General features: G+C 55.5%; 15 protein-coding genes and 2 pseudogenes. 6 read left to right on the top strand and 11 right to left on the bottom strand.

Going from position 1 to position 15,910, the window contains the following annotated elements:
- Positions 1 to 4: 4 nt before the first annotated feature.
- Positions 5 to 895 (top strand): succinate--CoA ligase subunit alpha, encoded by an 891-nt coding sequence (gene sucD / locus A7P99_RS03020; RefSeq protein WP_067686452.1) that lies wholly within the window; start codon positions 5 to 7, stop codon positions 893 to 895.
- Between the two features lie 337 nt (positions 896 to 1,232).
- On the top strand, positions 1,233 to 2,561 hold the full coding sequence (locus A7P99_RS03015; RefSeq protein WP_067447245.1) for an L-cystine transporter: 1,329 nt from the start codon (positions 1,233 to 1,235) through the stop codon (positions 2,559 to 2,561).
- Between the two features lie 1,378 nt (positions 2,562 to 3,939).
- Here the strand turns inward: A7P99_RS03015 and mutL are convergent.
- Positions 3,940 to 5,820, bottom strand: coding sequence for a DNA mismatch repair endonuclease MutL (mutL, locus tag A7P99_RS03010; protein ID WP_067447243.1), 1,881 nt, complete (start codon positions 5,818 to 5,820; stop codon positions 3,940 to 3,942).
- A 56-nt stretch (positions 5,821 to 5,876) separates the two neighbouring features.
- A complete protein-coding gene (aroC, locus tag A7P99_RS03005; protein ID WP_067527896.1) occupies positions 5,877 to 6,980 on the bottom strand; it encodes a chorismate synthase in 1,104 nt (367 codons plus the stop codon).
- Positions 6,981 to 7,068: 88 nt separating this feature from the next.
- Here aroC and A7P99_RS03000 point away from each other — a divergent pair, with 88 nt between their 5' ends.
- Entirely contained in the window at positions 7,069 to 7,410 is a 342-nt protein-coding gene (locus tag A7P99_RS03000; protein ID WP_153705418.1) for a hypothetical protein, read from the top strand.
- A gap of 89 nt (positions 7,411 to 7,499) precedes the next feature.
- Here the strand turns inward: A7P99_RS03000 and A7P99_RS02995 are convergent, their stop codons facing one another.
- The 8 genes and pseudogenes from A7P99_RS02995 to A7P99_RS02960 form a co-directional block, all read right to left on the bottom strand.
- Positions 7,500 to 7,841: a zinc ribbon domain-containing protein YjdM gene (locus A7P99_RS02995; RefSeq protein ID WP_067447236.1), complete on the bottom strand. Its 342-nt coding sequence runs from the start codon at positions 7,839 to 7,841 to the stop codon at positions 7,500 to 7,502.
- Positions 7,842 to 8,025: 184 nt separating this feature from the next.
- Positions 8,026 to 8,703: a DUF2625 domain-containing protein gene (locus A7P99_RS02990; RefSeq protein ID WP_067447234.1), complete on the bottom strand. Its 678-nt coding sequence runs from the start codon at positions 8,701 to 8,703 to the stop codon at positions 8,026 to 8,028.
- 130 nt (positions 8,704 to 8,833) lie between these two features.
- Entirely contained in the window at positions 8,834 to 9,025 is a 192-nt protein-coding gene (locus A7P99_RS10385; protein WP_231863706.1) for a hypothetical protein, read from the bottom strand.
- A 164-nt stretch (positions 9,026 to 9,189) separates the two neighbouring features.
- Positions 9,190 to 9,519: a hypothetical protein gene (locus A7P99_RS02980; RefSeq protein ID WP_067447232.1), complete on the bottom strand. Its 330-nt coding sequence runs from the start codon at positions 9,517 to 9,519 to the stop codon at positions 9,190 to 9,192.
- A gap of 96 nt (positions 9,520 to 9,615) precedes the next feature.
- Entirely contained in the window at positions 9,616 to 9,846 is a 231-nt protein-coding gene (locus A7P99_RS02975; RefSeq protein WP_067447229.1) for a hypothetical protein, read from the bottom strand.
- Between the two features lie 173 nt (positions 9,847 to 10,019).
- Positions 10,020 to 10,208 (bottom strand): hypothetical protein, encoded by a 189-nt coding sequence (locus tag A7P99_RS02970; RefSeq protein WP_067442537.1) that lies wholly within the window; start codon positions 10,206 to 10,208, stop codon positions 10,020 to 10,022.
- A gap of 213 nt (positions 10,209 to 10,421) precedes the next feature.
- Positions 10,422 to 10,829: a hypothetical protein gene (locus A7P99_RS02965; RefSeq protein WP_067447227.1), complete on the bottom strand. Its 408-nt coding sequence runs from the start codon at positions 10,827 to 10,829 to the stop codon at positions 10,422 to 10,424.
- A gap of 143 nt (positions 10,830 to 10,972) precedes the next feature.
- A pseudogene (locus A7P99_RS02960) lies at positions 10,973 to 11,895 on the bottom strand (aconitase family protein).
- 407 nt (positions 11,896 to 12,302) lie between these two features.
- On the opposite strand from A7P99_RS02960, the gene recD reads away from it, so the two are divergent.
- Entirely contained in the window at positions 12,303 to 14,006 is a 1,704-nt protein-coding gene (gene recD / locus A7P99_RS02955) for an exodeoxyribonuclease V subunit alpha (RefSeq protein ID WP_067527894.1), read from the top strand.
- A gap of 206 nt (positions 14,007 to 14,212) precedes the next feature.
- On the opposite strand, the gene prmB is transcribed toward recD, so the two are convergent.
- The gene (gene prmB / locus A7P99_RS02950; RefSeq protein ID WP_067447224.1) at positions 14,213 to 15,112 is read right to left on the bottom strand and encodes a 50S ribosomal protein L3 N(5)-glutamine methyltransferase; all 900 of its coding nucleotides are present in this window, start codon (positions 15,110 to 15,112) and stop codon (positions 14,213 to 14,215) included.
- A 149-nt stretch (positions 15,113 to 15,261) separates the two neighbouring features.
- Here prmB and A7P99_RS02945 point away from each other — a divergent pair, with 149 nt between their 5' ends.
- A complete protein-coding gene (locus tag A7P99_RS02945; RefSeq protein ID WP_067447396.1) occupies positions 15,262 to 15,648 on the top strand; it encodes a hypothetical protein in 387 nt (128 codons plus the stop codon).
- A pseudogene (locus A7P99_RS02940) lies at positions 15,639 to 15,833 on the top strand (deferrochelatase/peroxidase EfeB); the annotation flags it as partial. The gene A7P99_RS02945 and the pseudogene A7P99_RS02940, both read left to right, overlap by 10 nt.
- Positions 15,834 to 15,910: the final 77 nt, after the last annotated feature.

Below are 15,910 nucleotides of genomic sequence, written 5' to 3'. Positions count from 1 at the left end.
CAGAATGAGCGTATTGATTAATAAAGACACCAAAGTATTGGTACAGGGTTTTACCGGTAAGAACGGTACTTTCCACTCCGAACAAGCGATTGCCTACGGCACCAAAGTGGTGGGCGGCGTTACCCCCGGCAAAGGCGGCCAAACCCATCTGGGCCTGCCCGTGTTCAACACCATGAACGAAGCCGTGCGGGAAACCGGTGCCGATGCCTCTGTGATTTATGTGCCCGCGCCCTTCGTGCTCGATTCCATCGTGGAAGCCGTGGATTCCGGCGTGAAACTGGTGGTGGTGATTACCGAAGGCGTGCCCACGCTGGACATGCTCAAAGCCAAACGTTATCTCGAAACCAACGGCAACGGCACCCGCCTGGTGGGCCCGAACTGCCCCGGCGTGATTACCCCCGGCGAATGCAAAATCGGCATCATGCCCGGCCACATCCACCAGCCCGGCAAAATCGGCATCATCTCCCGCTCCGGCACGCTCACTTATGAAGCCGTGGCGCAAACCACCAGGCTCGGCCTCGGCCAATCCACCTGCATCGGCATCGGCGGTGACCCGATTCCGGGCATGAACCAAATCGACGCGCTGAAACTGTTTGAAGCCGACCCGCAAACCGAAGCTATCATCCTGATTGGCGAAATCGGCGGCACGGCCGAAGAAGAAGCGGCCGAGTTCATTCAGTCGAACGTGTCCAAACCGGTGGTGGGCTACATTGCCGGCGTCACCGCGCCCAAAGGCAAACGCATGGGCCATGCCGGTGCCATCATTTCCGGCGGCAAAGGCACGGCGGAAGAGAAATTCCGCGCCTTCGAAAAAGCCGGCGTGGCCTACACCCGCAGCCCGGCCGAATTGGGCAGCACCATGCTGGAAGTGCTGAAAGCCAAAGGCTTGGCATAATTCGGTTTAGTAGCGTTAAGAGGCTACCTGAAAAGTTTCAGCTTAAAATAAAAGGCTGTTTTTTAGGTAGCCTTTTTATTTGCCGATAGGTATAGTTACGGATGTAGAGAATTATTGTATTGTTTACTTTTATCTTACTAGAAGCAACTTTCATTTTGGTTTAAATGATTTTCAGTTTTTCCTATTGTTGTAAAACAATATGGGCTGTATGAATCAGTCTATACTATTGATAATGCTTTATAGTTTATAAATTTTATTTTGGTTAAAAGTTTTAATAATACTTTATAATTTCTACCAGTTGGGACTCGTAATTACGTTTCATTTGAAGGAGTGGGAAATGTTGTTCGTTATCTTAGCAGTGTTTGTATTGATCTTGGTTTTTTTGGGTTATTTGTATAAGAAAACAGGAAAATTGGGGCAGACAGTGTTTATCGGCCTGCTGCTCGGTTTGGGATTGGGCGCACTGCTGCAATCGGTGGCTACCCCGGATTTGATTACGTCAGCACTAGATTGGATTAATCTGGTGGGTGGCGGTTACGTGCGGTTGCTGCAAATGATTGTGATGCCTTTGGTTTTTGTGTCAATTTTGTCAGCGATTACGCGGCTGAATCAGGCCAGTTCTTTAGGTAAGATCAGCTTCAGTGTGCTTTCAGTGTTGCTGGTTACCACGGCGATCGCTGCCTTTATCGGTATCATGATGGTACAGGTGTTCGGCCTAACAGCGGAAGGCTTGATTGCTGGCGAGCGCGAAGTAGCAGCGCAGGCTAATGTAATAGGACGTGTGGATCAAGTGAGTAACTTGACTGTGCCGGCTATGCTGCTGTCATTTATTCCGAAAAATCCGTTTGCTGAACTCACCGGTGCGAATCCGACTTCCATCATCAGCACGGTGATCTTCTCGGCATTTTTGGGGGTGGCGACACTGAGTCTGCGTAAAGAAGATCAGGAGTTGGGTGAGCGTATCGCGCAGGGGGTAGACACTTTGAACAAATTGGTGAGCCGTTTGGTGCGTTTTGTTATCCGCTTAACACCCTACGGTGTGTTTGCGCTGATGATTAAGGTAGCCGCCACTTCAAAATGGACAGATATTTTGAATTTGGGTAGTTTTATAGTGGCATCTTATTTAGCAATGCTTCTGATGTTTATTGTGCATAGTACTTTATTGGCTTTCTCAGGTATCAATCCGGTAGGGTACTTTAAGAAAGTTATGTCAACTTTAGTTTTTGCTTTTACCTCACGTTCTAGTGCAGCCTCTATTCCATTGAACATCGAAACGCAAACTGACAAGCTGGGCAATAACTCCGCCATAGCCAATTTCTCAGCCACTTTCGGCGCTACCATCGGTCAAAACGGCTGTGCAGGCATTTATCCGGCCATGTTGGCAGTAATGATTGCCCCCACTGTGGGAGTAGATCCCTTCAATGTTAGTTATATTGCTACTTTAGTATTCGTGGTGACAATGTCCTCGTTCGGTATCGCAGGTGTGGGTGGTGGGGCAACCTTTGCCGCTATCGTAGTACTTTCCACTCTCAATCTACCGCTGGAGTTGGTTGGATTGTTGATTTCCATTGAACCACTCATCGATATGGGTCGTACTGCACTTAACGTAAATGGCTCAATGGTAGCTGGTACGTTGAGTGATAGATGGCTGAAGCTGAAAGAATAGGTCACAGCTAATAAATAAAAACCACATCAGAATTAGGTGTGGTTTTTATTTATTTGCGGCGTTGGGCGCTTGTAGTGGGTAAAATTATAGCAGATCAAGTTAGAAATAGGATGCCAAAGCACCATAAAAATAATCAAAATCAGGAAATAATTTTGTGTAAATATTTTTTAAACATCTCCAGGTTTTCTTAATAGGATTCAGTTCGGGAGAATATAAGGAGTCAAAGGCAAGACAACATTCCTCTTTTTCAAAATGTTTTCCGTAAAACCTTCATAATGGTAGAAACGGGCATTATCCATTATCAATACCGATTTGACTATCTGAGAGGGGAGCAGACATTCTTCAAACTACTTATCAAACTAATATACCAACCATTGTATCTCCATAAACTATATATAAAATAAGACTTTTGCTGAGGGGTCTGGCAACAATTGAAACTCGCCTGTATTTTTTACCGCTGAGAGCCCTATCTGGCAAGCTGCTCTTTACAAGCTTCTACCAAAGGTAGTCGATACCCGTTTTATTAATGTATATGGGTTTGCAGTTCAGTAATGCTACCGGTTCGTCGAGGTATTTTGCACCTTTAGAGGGTCGTTCTTTGTGGGAGCCTGTCTTTGTTTGTGCGTGATGTTGGAAGATTTCAAAGTATAGTGAACAGACTTGGTACTGCAATCGAATTATTTTGTTATTTCAGATAGTGAATAATGCTGAATGGAATACGCCGTAAGCTTGGATACTTGGCTGATGTCTTTGTATTGCCCCAGTATGCCAAGGCTTTTTATCTGATTTCAATTGAGTGTATCATGGACTGAGGTTGGGTAATGTATGTCCAGATTTTAACTTGATTCACTATATTTAGTTTGCAAAAACTTTTTTTCTTGGGGGGGAACTTCATTTTTTTTTGCTCGCTAAAGGGTATAAAAGAAAGGTGGCTGCGGTTACAGGTTTTTTGCACGGACTTCTCTCACTTCACGTGGTTTTTTGGAAGGTTCGAAATTTGTGGCTGCGCCAGTAGAGGTGGGCGCACTCCTGCGCATTTGTAGTAAATGTTCTGTTTTGGAGTTTGTAGGTGGTTATAGGCTACCTGAGGTGTAGAAACCAACAGTGTCGTTTACACTTTCGGCTTCTGCTTGAAGAGCAAACTTAGCGGTTGTTCGAGATGAGATTATTAAGAAAGAAATATTGATGGATTCGAGAAATTCTCTCTGGTTTTGATAATGTATAGATAGATTCTTCAAAACCATTTCAACAGAAACAAAAGTTGCCAGTAACGAAAAAAGTGTAAATAACGCAGTAATTCCCTACAGATAAGGCTATCTGAAATTGCCGGCCATAATTTTTTGGGTAAACCACTTGCCAGAATGGCTGTATTGCCTGCCTATTGGCCACGCAGAAACAGGGCGTCGAGGTCGGCGAGAGTGAGTTTTACCCAGGTGGGGCGGCCGTGGTTGCATTGGTTGCTGCGTGGGGTGTTTTCCATATCGCGCAGTAGGGCGTTCATTTCGGGCAGGGTGAGGCGGCGGCCGGCGCGCACGGAGCCGTGGCAGGCCATGGTGCTGAGGATGCGGTTTTCGCGCTCTTCCACAGTGCGGATGCTGCCGGTGTGGGCGGCTTCTTGCAGCATGCTGCGGGCAAGCTCGGGAATATCGGCTTTGCCCAGCATTTGTGGCACGGCGCGTACGGCGATGGTGTGGCTACCCACGGTGGAGCAGTCTAGGCCGTATTGGCGCAGCAAGTCGGCATGTTCGGCCAGAGCGGCTATTTCTTCGTGGCTAGCTTCGAAGCTCACGGGGATGAGCAGCTGCTGGCTGCGCAGGCTGCCGTGGTTTTGGCGCTGGGCTTTCATTTTTTCGTAGTTCACGCGCTCGGCGGCGGCGTGCATGTCGATTAAGAGCAGGCTGTTTTCGGCTTGAGCCAGGATATAAATGCCGAGCAGCTGGGCGATGGCGAAGCCGAGCGGATGTTCTTCGGCATGGGTTTCAGGTAGCCGGGCGGCTTCTGCGCTTGGAGCGAAGCGGCTTTGCTCGAGGGCGGCAAGCTCGGGGTCTTCGCTGCCACTGGGTTTGTAGAGTTCGGCATAGGTTTGCCAGGCGGCTCGGCGCTCTTGCAGGGTGAGGCGTTGCTGCTGCGGGGCGCGGGCGGAGCTATAAGCAACGGGAGTGCGGGCGCTCGGGCTACCTGAAAACTCGCCTTTTTCGCTTTCAGGTAGCCTTTGGCTGTGGATGTGTTGCAGCAGGCTGCCGGCATTGCTCACGCTGTCGGTTTGGTCGGCACGGGTGTCGGCCAGCGCTTTGTTCAGGGTGTGGAATACGAGCTGGTGTACGGCCTGGCTGTCGCGGAAGCGGATTTCGGTTTTGGTGGGGTGCACGTTTACGTCCACCATTTCGGGCGGCAGCTCGAGAAACAGCACGAAGGCGGGGGTGATTTGCTGGTGCAGCACATCGCGGTAGGCTTGTTTGGCGGCGTGCAGCATCACTTTGTCGCGCACGAAGCGGTTGTTTACAAAACAGTATTGCTGGCTGCTGCGGCCTTGGGCAAAGGTGGGTTTGGCAATGAGGCCGTGCAAACGGAGGATGCCGTTGCCGCTGTCGATGGGCAAGGAGGCAGCCTGAAAATCCGGGCCCAGCACGGCAGCGATGCGCTCGTTTTGGCTTTGGGCGGGGTATTTGGCGGTGGTTTTGCCGTTGTGGACGAGCTCGAAGGCAATGTGCGGGTTGGCCAGGGCGAGGCGGTCGAATATGGTGGCACAGTGGGCGTATTCGGTGTTTTCGGATTTGAGGAATTTGCGCCGGGCGGGGGTGTTGAAGAAGAGGTCGGCCACTTCCACGCTGGTGCCCACGGGATGGGCGGCAGCGGCGGCGGGCTCGATTTGCCCATCGCGGGCGCGCACTTGGCGGGCGGCGGGGCTGCCTTCCTGGCGGCTGGTGAGGGTGAGGCGGGATACGGAGGCGATGCTGGCCAGCCCTTCGCCGCGAAAACCCATGCTGTGCACGTGTTCCAAATCTTGCAGCGAGGCGATTTTGCTGGTGGCGTGGCGGGAGAGGGCGAGCGGGAGGTCGTCGGCGTGGATGCCGCTGCCGTTGTCGGCCACGCGGATGAGGCGGATGCCGCCGCCGGCAAGCTCGACTTGGATGCGGGTGGCGCCGGCGTCAATGCTGTTTTCGATGATTTCTTTGAGCGCGGCGGCGGGGCGTTCCACCACTTCGCCGGCGGCGATTTGGTTCACAAGGTGGTCGGGCAGGGCATGGATACGGGGCATGATGGGTCTCGGGGTTGGGCTGCCTGAAAAGGCTGGGTTTATTTTTCAGGTAGCCTTCAACCGTTTTGCAGTTTGGCGATATCGGGCGTGATCACGCGCACGTCGGCGTTTTGTGCGCGGTGGCGCAGGGCGTGGTCGGCGAGCACGAGGGCGAGCATGGCTTCGGCGATGGGGGCGGCGCGCAAGCCGACGCAGGGGTCGTGGCGGCCGTGGGTTTCGAGCATCACGGGTTGGCCGTGGATGTCGATGCTGCGGCGCGGCGTGGCGATGGAGCTGGTGGGCTTCACGGCGAAGTCGGCGCGGATGGTTTGGCCGGTGGAAATGCCGCCGAGGATGCCGCCGGCATGGTTGCTGGCGAAGCCTTGCGGCGTGAGCTCGTCGGTGTGTCGGCTGCCACGTTGGCGCACCACGTCGAAGCCGTCGCCGACGGATACGGCTTTTACGGCGTTGATGCCCATCAGGGCGTGGGCGATGTCGGCGTCCAGCCGGTCAAATACGGGTTCGCCAAGGCCGACGGGGAAGTGTCGCGCTTCAATATGCAGCTTCGCACCCACGCTGTCCAAGGATTTGCGCACGGAGTCCATGTAGGCTTCCAATGCGGCGATTTGGCTTTGGTTGGCGGCAAAGAAGGGGTTGTGGCCGATAAATTCTTCGCCTTCAAATGCGATTCCAAGTTCGCCCACCTGGCTCACCCAGCAGACGATTTCGGTGCCGAACTGCTCGCGTAGCCATTTTTTGGCCACGGCACCGGCAGCTACGCGGGCAGCTGTTTCGCGGGCAGAACTCCTGCCGCCGCCGCGATAGTCGCGGATGCCGTATTTGTGCCAATAGGTGTAGTCGGCATGGCCGGGGCGGAATTGTTGGGCGATGTTGCCGTAATCGCGGCTGCGTTGGTCGGTGTTGCGGATGAAGAGGGCAATGGGTGTGCCGGTGGTGCGCCCTTCAAACACGCCAGAGAGGATTTCCACTTGGTCGGCTTCGCGCCGCTGGGTAACATGGCGGCTAGTACCGGGGCGGCGGCGGTCGAGGTCGGGCTGGATGTCGGCTTCGGCAAGCGGCAGGCCGGACGGGCAGCCGTCGATGACGCAGCCGATGCCTGCGCCGTGGCTTTCGCCGAAGGTGGTGATGCGGAAGAGTTGTCCGAAGGAGTTGCCGGGCATGATGGTGGAGATCAGAATGGTGGAAAGATGCGGGCGAGTTTAGCACAAAGGCGGCGGGCGGATTGAAGGCTACCTGAAAATAGATTTCTTGGCTCTTACGAAACTTGGTAAAAACGATATTTTATTTATCAGTCGTGGAATGGATTTTCAACAACTGGCAAAATTTCAGGTAGCCTTCGCCGCTTGTATTTTGTTCACCTTTGCGCCTCATGCCGGCGCGGGGCACTTCCTTTTCTTTGCCTCGCCAAAGAAAAGGAAGCAAAAGAAAAGCGACTGCGGGCACAGGTTTGGCTTCGCCAAACTTCCCTCACTCCGCACGGTTTTTCGGGCGGGCTCGCAACTTGCGGCTGCGCCGCTTCAAACATGCAAGCCCGCCCGAAAAACCGCGCTCCGTTCGGCTGTGCCAGCAGAAGGGTGGCAAGCCCGGTAGGTTGGTGGATATTTTTCTTTTTGGAATTTATAGATTAAGAAAGGCTACCTGAAAATAATTTTTCAGGTAGCCTTTGGCTATTCGGCAGCCTAAGCCTTTTTCACAAATTCGGATTTGAGGTTGAACGCGGTGCCGTTTACTTTGCAGGCGATGTCGTGGTCGCCTTCCTGGAGGCGGATGTTTTTCACTTTGGTGCCTTGCTTGAGCACCAGCGAGCTGCCTTTCACTTTCAGGTCTTTGAGCAGCACCACGCTGTCGCCGTTGGCCAGCGGTGTGCCGTGGGCATCAACTGCGCTGAGGGCGTCGTCTGCTTCGGCAGCGGCATCGGCCTGGGCCGACCATTCGTGGGCGCATTCTGGGCAAACGAGGTTGGCGCCGTCTTCGTAGGTGTATTCGGATTCGCATTGCGGGCAGGGCGGGAGGGTAGTCATTCGTTTTCCTTGTGGTTTGAAATAGTTGGGAGGCTACCTGAAAGCCTGAAACTGTTTCCAGACAGTTTTGTAGAAGGTGTGGATTATATGGATAAAGCAATTATTTTTCATACAAAGCGGTGAACCGAAGACAGTATACATGTATGGCAAGGTGAGCCAACGTGGTACTGGAGAAATAAGTGCTTTAGCTATGCTCGGTAAGCTGCCGTTGGTTTTCCAGCGTGGCGGCGTAGTGTTCGGCAATGGGGATAACGCGGCGGCTGGTTTGTTCGATATCTGCGCCTTCTGCCGTCCACAGCGGCGGGAAGAAGTGGTAAACGCTGTCGCCGCCCAATGCGGTGACTTCTTCCTGCCAGTCTGCCCAGCGCACGTTTTCGTAGAACAGGGCCAAATCGCCGCTAAATGCCCAGTTGAGGAAGTCGGTGTAGCCCAGTTCGCAATCTTCCCATTCGAGGGTGTCGGGCGGGAGGTAGAACACATTGCCGGGCGTGCCGTCCAATCCGCCGCCATTGGGGGCGAAGTAGCCGCCGGCGGCATCGTCTGCAATCAGATAATAGGGCGCGGGTGCGGCGAGTTCGGCTTGGGTGCGGCCAAGATTCCAACTGCCGAGGCCGCGCGGCAGGCGGGGGCTGCCCGAGCCTAGGATGCGCAGCCAGCCGTGGTTGATGAGGATGCCGCCGGTTTCATATACCACCGCGCCCATCACGGAACGGGTGGTTACTTGGGTTTTCACGAGTTCGGCTTCTGCGGCGGCTGGGTCGCGCGGCAGGATTTCCACCGGATTGGCGGCTTCGGCAAGCCACTCTTGAATCAGCGGCCAGGCGGGATCGGCGGTATTGATAAGGTCGGCTAATGTTTTCATGTGAGGCTACCTGAAAATGAGCGAAGCGAGTTTCTGCGAAGCTAAAAATGGGTGGATTAAGCGTTAAGCAGCTGTTTGGATGACTATACCCTTGCCGCACAAGTTCTCCACGCATTTGGCAAGATAATCATCATTGTGCTCGGGGTGAATCGGGCTGCCCACGGTTTTCGGCTAAGTTGGAATATGACGGGCGGGTGTTGCCGCGATAATTCTTGCTGTACCGCGCCAGGCCGGTGCGGTAACCGTGCCGCTGCATTTTGTTCTTGATGAGGATGTAATAGGCGTAGAACAGATAGGGGCTGTGAGCGAAGACGTAGTTCACTGGTATGCGGCCTGCCCCAGCCGCTGCCGCGCGGAGCGGCGCATTCGCAGTGTTGGCCGAGCAGCTGGGCGCGGGGGAATCGGGGGATAAGAGCTTGGTGTCACGGGTGCATGGATAAAGGCTACCTGAAAAAGGAAAGCGGATTTCAGGTAGCCTGCAAAGGTTTAGTCGATTGGGCGGGTTTCGCCGCTCACGGGGTCGTCAATTTGCATACGGCCGCTGGCTTTGTCTACTTCGTAGCCGAACAGGCGTGGGGCGGAGTGTGGGTCGCCGCCGCAGCTGGCGTTGTGGTTTTCGTGCACGTCCACAGTGTAGCTGTTAGCAGTTTCAGTGGTGATGAACAACAGACATTCGGGCTTCAGACTGGTTAGCCGGTGGCGGGCAACGGAGGCAGACACGCGGGCTACGGCTTGGTCTTTGTTGCTGATGGGCTCGGCTTGAGCGCTTAGGACAAGGAGGGGCAACAGGGTGGTGAGAAGGAGTGTTGGTTTCATAACGTTCTCTATTTAGGTTGGGAAGGATGGGGGCTACTTGAAAAAAGGTTTTAGGTTCGTAGAAGCTCGCATGGCTCGTTTCAGGTAGCCTTTGGTTTAGCCGTTAATCAGCCAGGGTTGGCTTTGGTGGCGCTGTGCTTCAAAGGTGCGGATTTGGTCGGCGTGTTGCAGGGTGAGCCTGATTTCGTCGAGGCTGTTGAGCAGGTAGTGTTTGCGGTTGTTGTTTATGCTGAGCTTGCCATAGTTTAAATAATGCCATTCATCAAAACAGTTTAGCTGAAGCTGCTGTGTTTGATGGATTTGAGAATTGTTTGGGGATGATGGCATCGGCGTCCACATTATTGCGGTCGAGCGGGACAACGAGGCCGGTGAGCTGGGTGAAGGCTTTCATGGCGGTATTTTCAGTGGTTTGTTTGGAGGGTATCTGAGAATTTAGCCTTCTGTTTGTATTGTTTATTTACTAAATGCCGGCAGGCGCTCGGATCTGCCGGGTGGCGGGCTTATTCGGTAGCGTTTTCGATTTTCTCACCCACGTGGGAAATGCCGCGGCCAACAGCGTTACTGCCTTTGCGCACGGCTTCGCGAGTGTGGTCGATGTTATTGGCGGTGTCTTCTTTTATGCCGTGCCAAGTGCTGGAACAGGCGGAAAGGCCGATAGCGGTGATGGCGATTATGAGAAAGTGTTTCATGTTTTCAGCTCCTTATGTGAAGAATTGAAAGATGCACGATTGGTTTGTACGGTTTCATTATCGGCTAAAATGGCGGGTATGACGGCTGATTTAGCCGGAATTTATCGGATTTTACTTTATGCTTCGTTGAAACCGGCTTTTTAGTTTTGCAGGCCCGGCTTTGGTTCCGCAAAGATGGCGTTTTCAGGTAGTCTTTGTAGATCTGGAGCCGACTTAACGGTTGTGGCCGGGGTTGTATTTGAGCACGATGCGGGTGAGATCGGGGCGGTGGCGGCGGCAGAAGGCGTCTGTTTCGGCTCTGCTGGGACGGCGTTTTCCATCTTGGCCGAGCAGGCGGATAGCGGGGTGTTCGCGCAGCATGGAAGCGATCGGTTCTCTTTCAATTTGTTTGCCGCATTCGCCGTAGCGGGCGAAGCCTTCGTAAACGTTGTTGAGGCGGGTGCGTGTGTCGATTTCGGCGCGGGCAATACGCGGACAGGCGGCGATGAAGGCTTCAAACATGGCAAATTCGCTCAGCACGGTGCGGCACTGTTCCGGCGTGGGTGAGGCGATAGGTTCGGCAGCAGCTAGGGCGGGGCAGAGGGCGGCGAGCAGGAGGGTGGTTTTGAGGAGGGTTTTCATGGCTCAATCTATTGTTTGGGGTTCCTGAGACGGGGGTATTTTAACTTTTTCAGGTAGCTTGTGGGCAGATAGAGGCTACCTGAAAGCGCAGCTTCAACGAAGTTAAAACGAAGTTTCGGCGGAGCGGAGCGAAGTTCAAGCCATCAAGCCAGTTGGCGCACGTCCACAAAATGCCCGACCACCGCCGCCGCCATCGCGGGGCTGACGAGGTGCGTGCGGCCGCCGTTGCCCTGCCGTCCTTCAAAATTGCGGTTAGAGGTGGAGGCGCAGCGCTCTTTCGGCGCGAGGCGGTCGGCGTTCATGGCCAGACACATGGAGCAGCCGGGTTCGCGCCATTCGAAGCCCGCGTCGGTGAAGATTTTGTCCAAGCCTTCTTTTTCCGCCTGCTCTTTCACCAAGCCGGAGCCGGGCACGACCAGCACGCGGTTCACGTTGTCGGCCTTTTTGCGGCCTTTGGCCACGGCGGCGGCTTCGCGCAAATCTTCGATGCGGCTGTTGGTGCACGAGCCGATGAACACCACGTCCACGGGGATTTCGTTCAACGGCGTGCCGGCGGCCAAGCCCATGTATTCCAAGGCGCGTTCCATGCCCGCGCGTTTCACCGCGTCGGTTTCGTCGGCGGGGTTCGGCACTTTGCCGTCCACGCCCAGCACCATTTCGGGCGACGTGCCCCACGTTACCTGCGGCTTGCGCCAGTAGGCAACAGCTTTGTCCTAATCCGCGCCTTTGGGGGAGAATTTTTGGCCTTGCAAATAATCGATTGTGATTTGGCCCACGGCCACCAAGCCTTCTTTGATGTTTTTGTCCAAAGTGTTCACTTGCAGTTTGGGAATTGGGTCTTTAATGCCTTCGTCCCAATAGTCGGTGGGCGTGTTGTGGTTGGCGGTGGAGATCACACTGTCGATGCGCCACAGCTTGCGTCCGGCTATTTTCAGGCCTTTAAAAGCCTGCGGGCTGGTTGCTTTGTGAACGAGGTGGCTGTCGACAAGAGGAGGACGGTACAGGCTTCCGATTTGTGGACAATATGGCTGTTCCAAAGTTTGTCGTAGAGGGGTTGTGCGTTAATTGGTCAATTCCTTGGTGTGATTTTAAGATGATAATGCACAGAATGTCTAAAAATTGCAAGAAAATTAAAGATAAAGATTACCTTAAGAATGCGACAGTTTTAATTTTGTGTACATTTTGTCTGATAAGTGGATGGGAGGTTACCTGAAACGTGGCTTTAGCCAAATTATCTTGAATGAGAATAGCAAGCTAATGGGGCGTGAGCGTACCAGTCCGTATTCTTGCAGGGCAAAACGATTTTCAGGTAGTCTGAAGTGTAGTATCTGTTCTTTGGTGCATGGGGACATCCGTACCCCGATACAAGCAATTTCAAGGTTGGAACGCATGTGTTCAACGCCTATAATTCATGCTTGGTTTTACCACCCATTGGCCGCCTGTCCACCTGTAGGCTACCTGAAAGAATCCGCTATGACCGAATACCGTTACCCCGCCGCCCAAGCCGCTGCCGAAGTGTTGCAGCGTTTGGCACCGCAGACCGCCGAGCCAGTGTTGCCGCTGTTGGACGAACTGTTTGCCGCGCAAGAGGGCGGCCACAGCTACATCACGCTCGCGCCGCAAGAGGCGGAGGCGTTGCGGCAGGCCGCGCCGGTGGTGGGCGACGGCGGCACGTTCACGCCTTTGGTGTTGCGCGGGCGGCGGCTGTTTGGCGGCAGGCTGTTTGCGCTGGAGCGCAGCGTGGCCGCCGAATTGCAGCGGATTGCTCGCAGCCGGGTGAGGCTACCTGAGAATGCCGGGCTGCGGCAGCGTTTGCACGATTGGTTGCCCGATGCCGGGCATAACGGGCAGCGGTTGGCTGCCGCGCTGGCGGTGTTGCAGCCGCTGATGCTGGTAACCGGCGGGCCGGGCACGGGCAAAACCACCACGGTGGCTAAGCTGTTGGCGCTGTTGTGCGCCGATGCAGCCGAGATGCCGCGCATCGCGCTCACCGCCCCCACCGGCAAGGCCGCCGCCCACATGACCCGTTCGCTGCACCGCGCGTTGGGCAGTTTTGATGCGGGCAGCGAACGGGTGTTGCAGCATTTGACAGCATTGGAAGGACAAACTGTCCACCGTTTGCTGAAGCTGAACCCGGTTGTCGGCCGTTCGAAATTTAACCGCGAGCAGCCGCTGCCCTTCGATATTGTGGTGGCCGACGAGGCTTCCATGCTGGATTTGCCGCTGCTGCACCAATTATTGTGCGCCATTCCCGAGCATGGCCGCCTGATTTTGTTGGGAGATGAAAACCAGCTGCCGCCGGTGGGCATCGGTGCTGTGTTGCCCGTGCTGGCGCAGCCTACCGTGCTCACGGCTGAAGAAGCTGTCCAGTTGGCCGAGTGGCTGCCCGAAGGCGTGCCGTTTGAAGTGCGGGATAACCCGCCGCCCCTGGCCGGTAATGTGGCGCGGCTGGAATACAGCCACCGTTTCGACCCGCAGCGCGGCGTGGGCGCATTGGCGCAGGCCGTGGTGAACGGGGAGGCTGCCGCCGCCGAAGCCGCGTTTGCCCGTTTCAGCGACGACTTGTTCAGGCTACCTGAAACCCCCGCCGCCTTGGCGCGGCACTTTGCCAAACAGCACGAAGCCTATTGGCAGGCGGTAAACAGCGGCGATCCGGCGGCCTGCTTCGCCGCCCAGCAGCAGCTGGTGGTGCTGGCCGCGCGGCGCAGCCAGGCGGCAGAGTTCAACCGCGAATACCGCAAGCTCCTGGTCGCGCAGGGCAGGGCGGCGGAACAGGGCTGGTTTGCCGGGCAGGTGCTGATGGTGGCGGAAAACGATTATGCCGTGAACGTGTTTAACGGCGACATCGGCATCGTGCTGCCGCACGGCGACGGGCTGACTGCGTTTTTCCCCGATGCCGGCGGCTTCTGCACCGTATCGCTCAGCCGACTGCCCGCGCACGATACCGCCTTCGCCATGACCGTGCACAAAAGCCAAGGCTCGGAATACCAGGAAGTGTGGCTCTTGGGCGACGAGGCCGACTCCGCCCTGTTCGACCGCACCCTGCTTTACACCACCATCACCCGCGCCCGCCGCCGCTTCGGCTACGCCGGCCAGATGAGCGCCCTCACCGCCGCCGTGCAACGCAAAAACCACCGCCGCACCGGTTTGGGCGAGGCGTTGCGTTTGGCAGCTTAACGATGCGTGTTGGGAGGGGAAAGGCTACCTGAAGTTTTCAGGTAGCCTTATATTTATAGCCAGCTATATGTATGAAGTGGGGTATTTTAGCTATATGCGGGGGTATGGCGGAGAAGTTGGATGATAGGGCATGATTAAAGGCTACCTGAAAATGGATTGAAGCTTTCAGGTAGCCTTTCGCAACGGATGGGATCAGGCAGCTTTGCCTACTCTTCGCCCAATAATTGCTCGCGGGTGAGCAGGAAAACGCTGCTGCCGCCGTCGCTTTGTTCGGGCCAGAAGAAGGGGAGCTGGGGGAAGGCGGCTTCGAGGGCTTCGCGATTGTGGCCGATTTCCACCAGCAATACGCCGCGTGGATTGAGGAAGCGGGGGGCGTGTTGGAGGATTTGGCGGGTGGCGTCGAGGCCGTCTTCGCCGCTGCCGAGTGCCATTTCGGGTTCGTGCAGGTATTCGGCGGGCAGGGCGGCGACGCTTTCGGCGTTTACGTAGGGTGGGTTGGAGATAATGAGGTTGTAAGTGCTGGAAAGGTTGGTGAAGAGGTCGCTTTTAATCAGGCGGACGCGCTCTTCTAGGCCGTAGTTGGCCACGTTGATGGCAGCCACTTCCAAGGCCTCAGGGCTGAGGTCGGCGGCGTCGACTTGGGCTTCGGGGTAGTGGCAGGCGGCTTGGATGGCGAGGCAGCCGCTGCCGGTGCAGAGGTCGAGCACGCGGCGGATATGGTTGCTGTCGCCTGTCCACGGGGCGATGGGCTCGCCGAGTTGTTCGTAGATGAAGGAGCGGGGGATGAGTACGCGTTCGTCTACATAAAATTCGAAGTCGCCTTGCCAGGCTTGGCGGGTGAGGTAGGCCATGGGAAGGCGTTCGTTGACGCGGCGTTCGGCCAGGCTGAGCACGGCGTCGATTTCTTCGGGCAGGAGAGTGGCATCGAGATAGGGCTCGAGGGTGTCGAGCGGGAGGTGCAGGGTGTGGAGGATGAGGTAGGAGGCTTCGTCGTGGGCGTTGTCGCTGCCGTGGCCGAAGCTGAGGCGGGCTTGGTTGAAGCGGCTGGTGCAGAAGCGCAGGAGGTCGCGCGGGGTGCGGAGGTGTTGGCGGGCTTGGGCAAACATGGTGTTGGGGTGTTTATGAAATGGTAAGGGGTGGGATTATAACGGATTGGCGGAGCAGGCTACCTGAAAATTTGGCAGGGCGGTTTGTGGCCGGTATGGAATGGTGTATGATTAATTTGTTGCTTAAATATTGGGTTAAGGAGAGAGTGATGTTGGCAAAACTTTTTCAGATAGCCTTTGCCGGCCTGCTGCTGGTTGGCTGTGCGATGACGCCGCAGCAGCGTGCGGCCTATGAGGCGGCAAGAGAGCGGGAGATGAAACAGACGGCAGTGGCACTGGCGGCGCAGTGCGACCGGCGCACGGCTGAGCTGTTGGCTTTGCAGCAGGAGGATTACTTGGGGGTGGCGGATGCCGAGAAACCTAAGTTGCAGCGTGAATACAGGCGGCGGATTGCGGAGCCGTCTTTTCAGGCTTGTTATCGGATGGCTTGGGAGAATTTGGTGTATCGGCAGCAGCTGGAAATGTTGGAGCGGCGCGAGCGGCGGCGTGAGTTGGAGTGGATGATGTATCGGCCGTATTATCCGTATTGGTGGTAGGGCAGTTTTTTATTTGCTACCAGGCCAACCTCGTCAACGGCTTCATCTTTGTGCAGAAACTGCTCGACTTCGAGCCTTTGGAAGAATACATCAGCCCCTTTGGCGGCGGTTACTTCTTCACCCTGCCCGGTGCGGAGCAGGGCGGCTACCTCGGGCAGAGCCTGCTGGCCAATGTGCTGGCGTGATTGAATGTACGGATAGCTTGTCCGCAAAACGATATTGGCTTGAGCCTGGCTTGCAGCGATGCAAGAAAGCGGATGAG

The organism is Eikenella sp. NML120348 (assembly GCF_001648435.1).
Lineage (GTDB): Bacteria > Pseudomonadota > Gammaproteobacteria > Burkholderiales > Neisseriaceae > Eikenella > Eikenella exigua.
The sequence above is the reverse complement of the archived record's forward strand: the minus strand, read 5'-3'. Positions and strand labels throughout refer to the sequence as shown.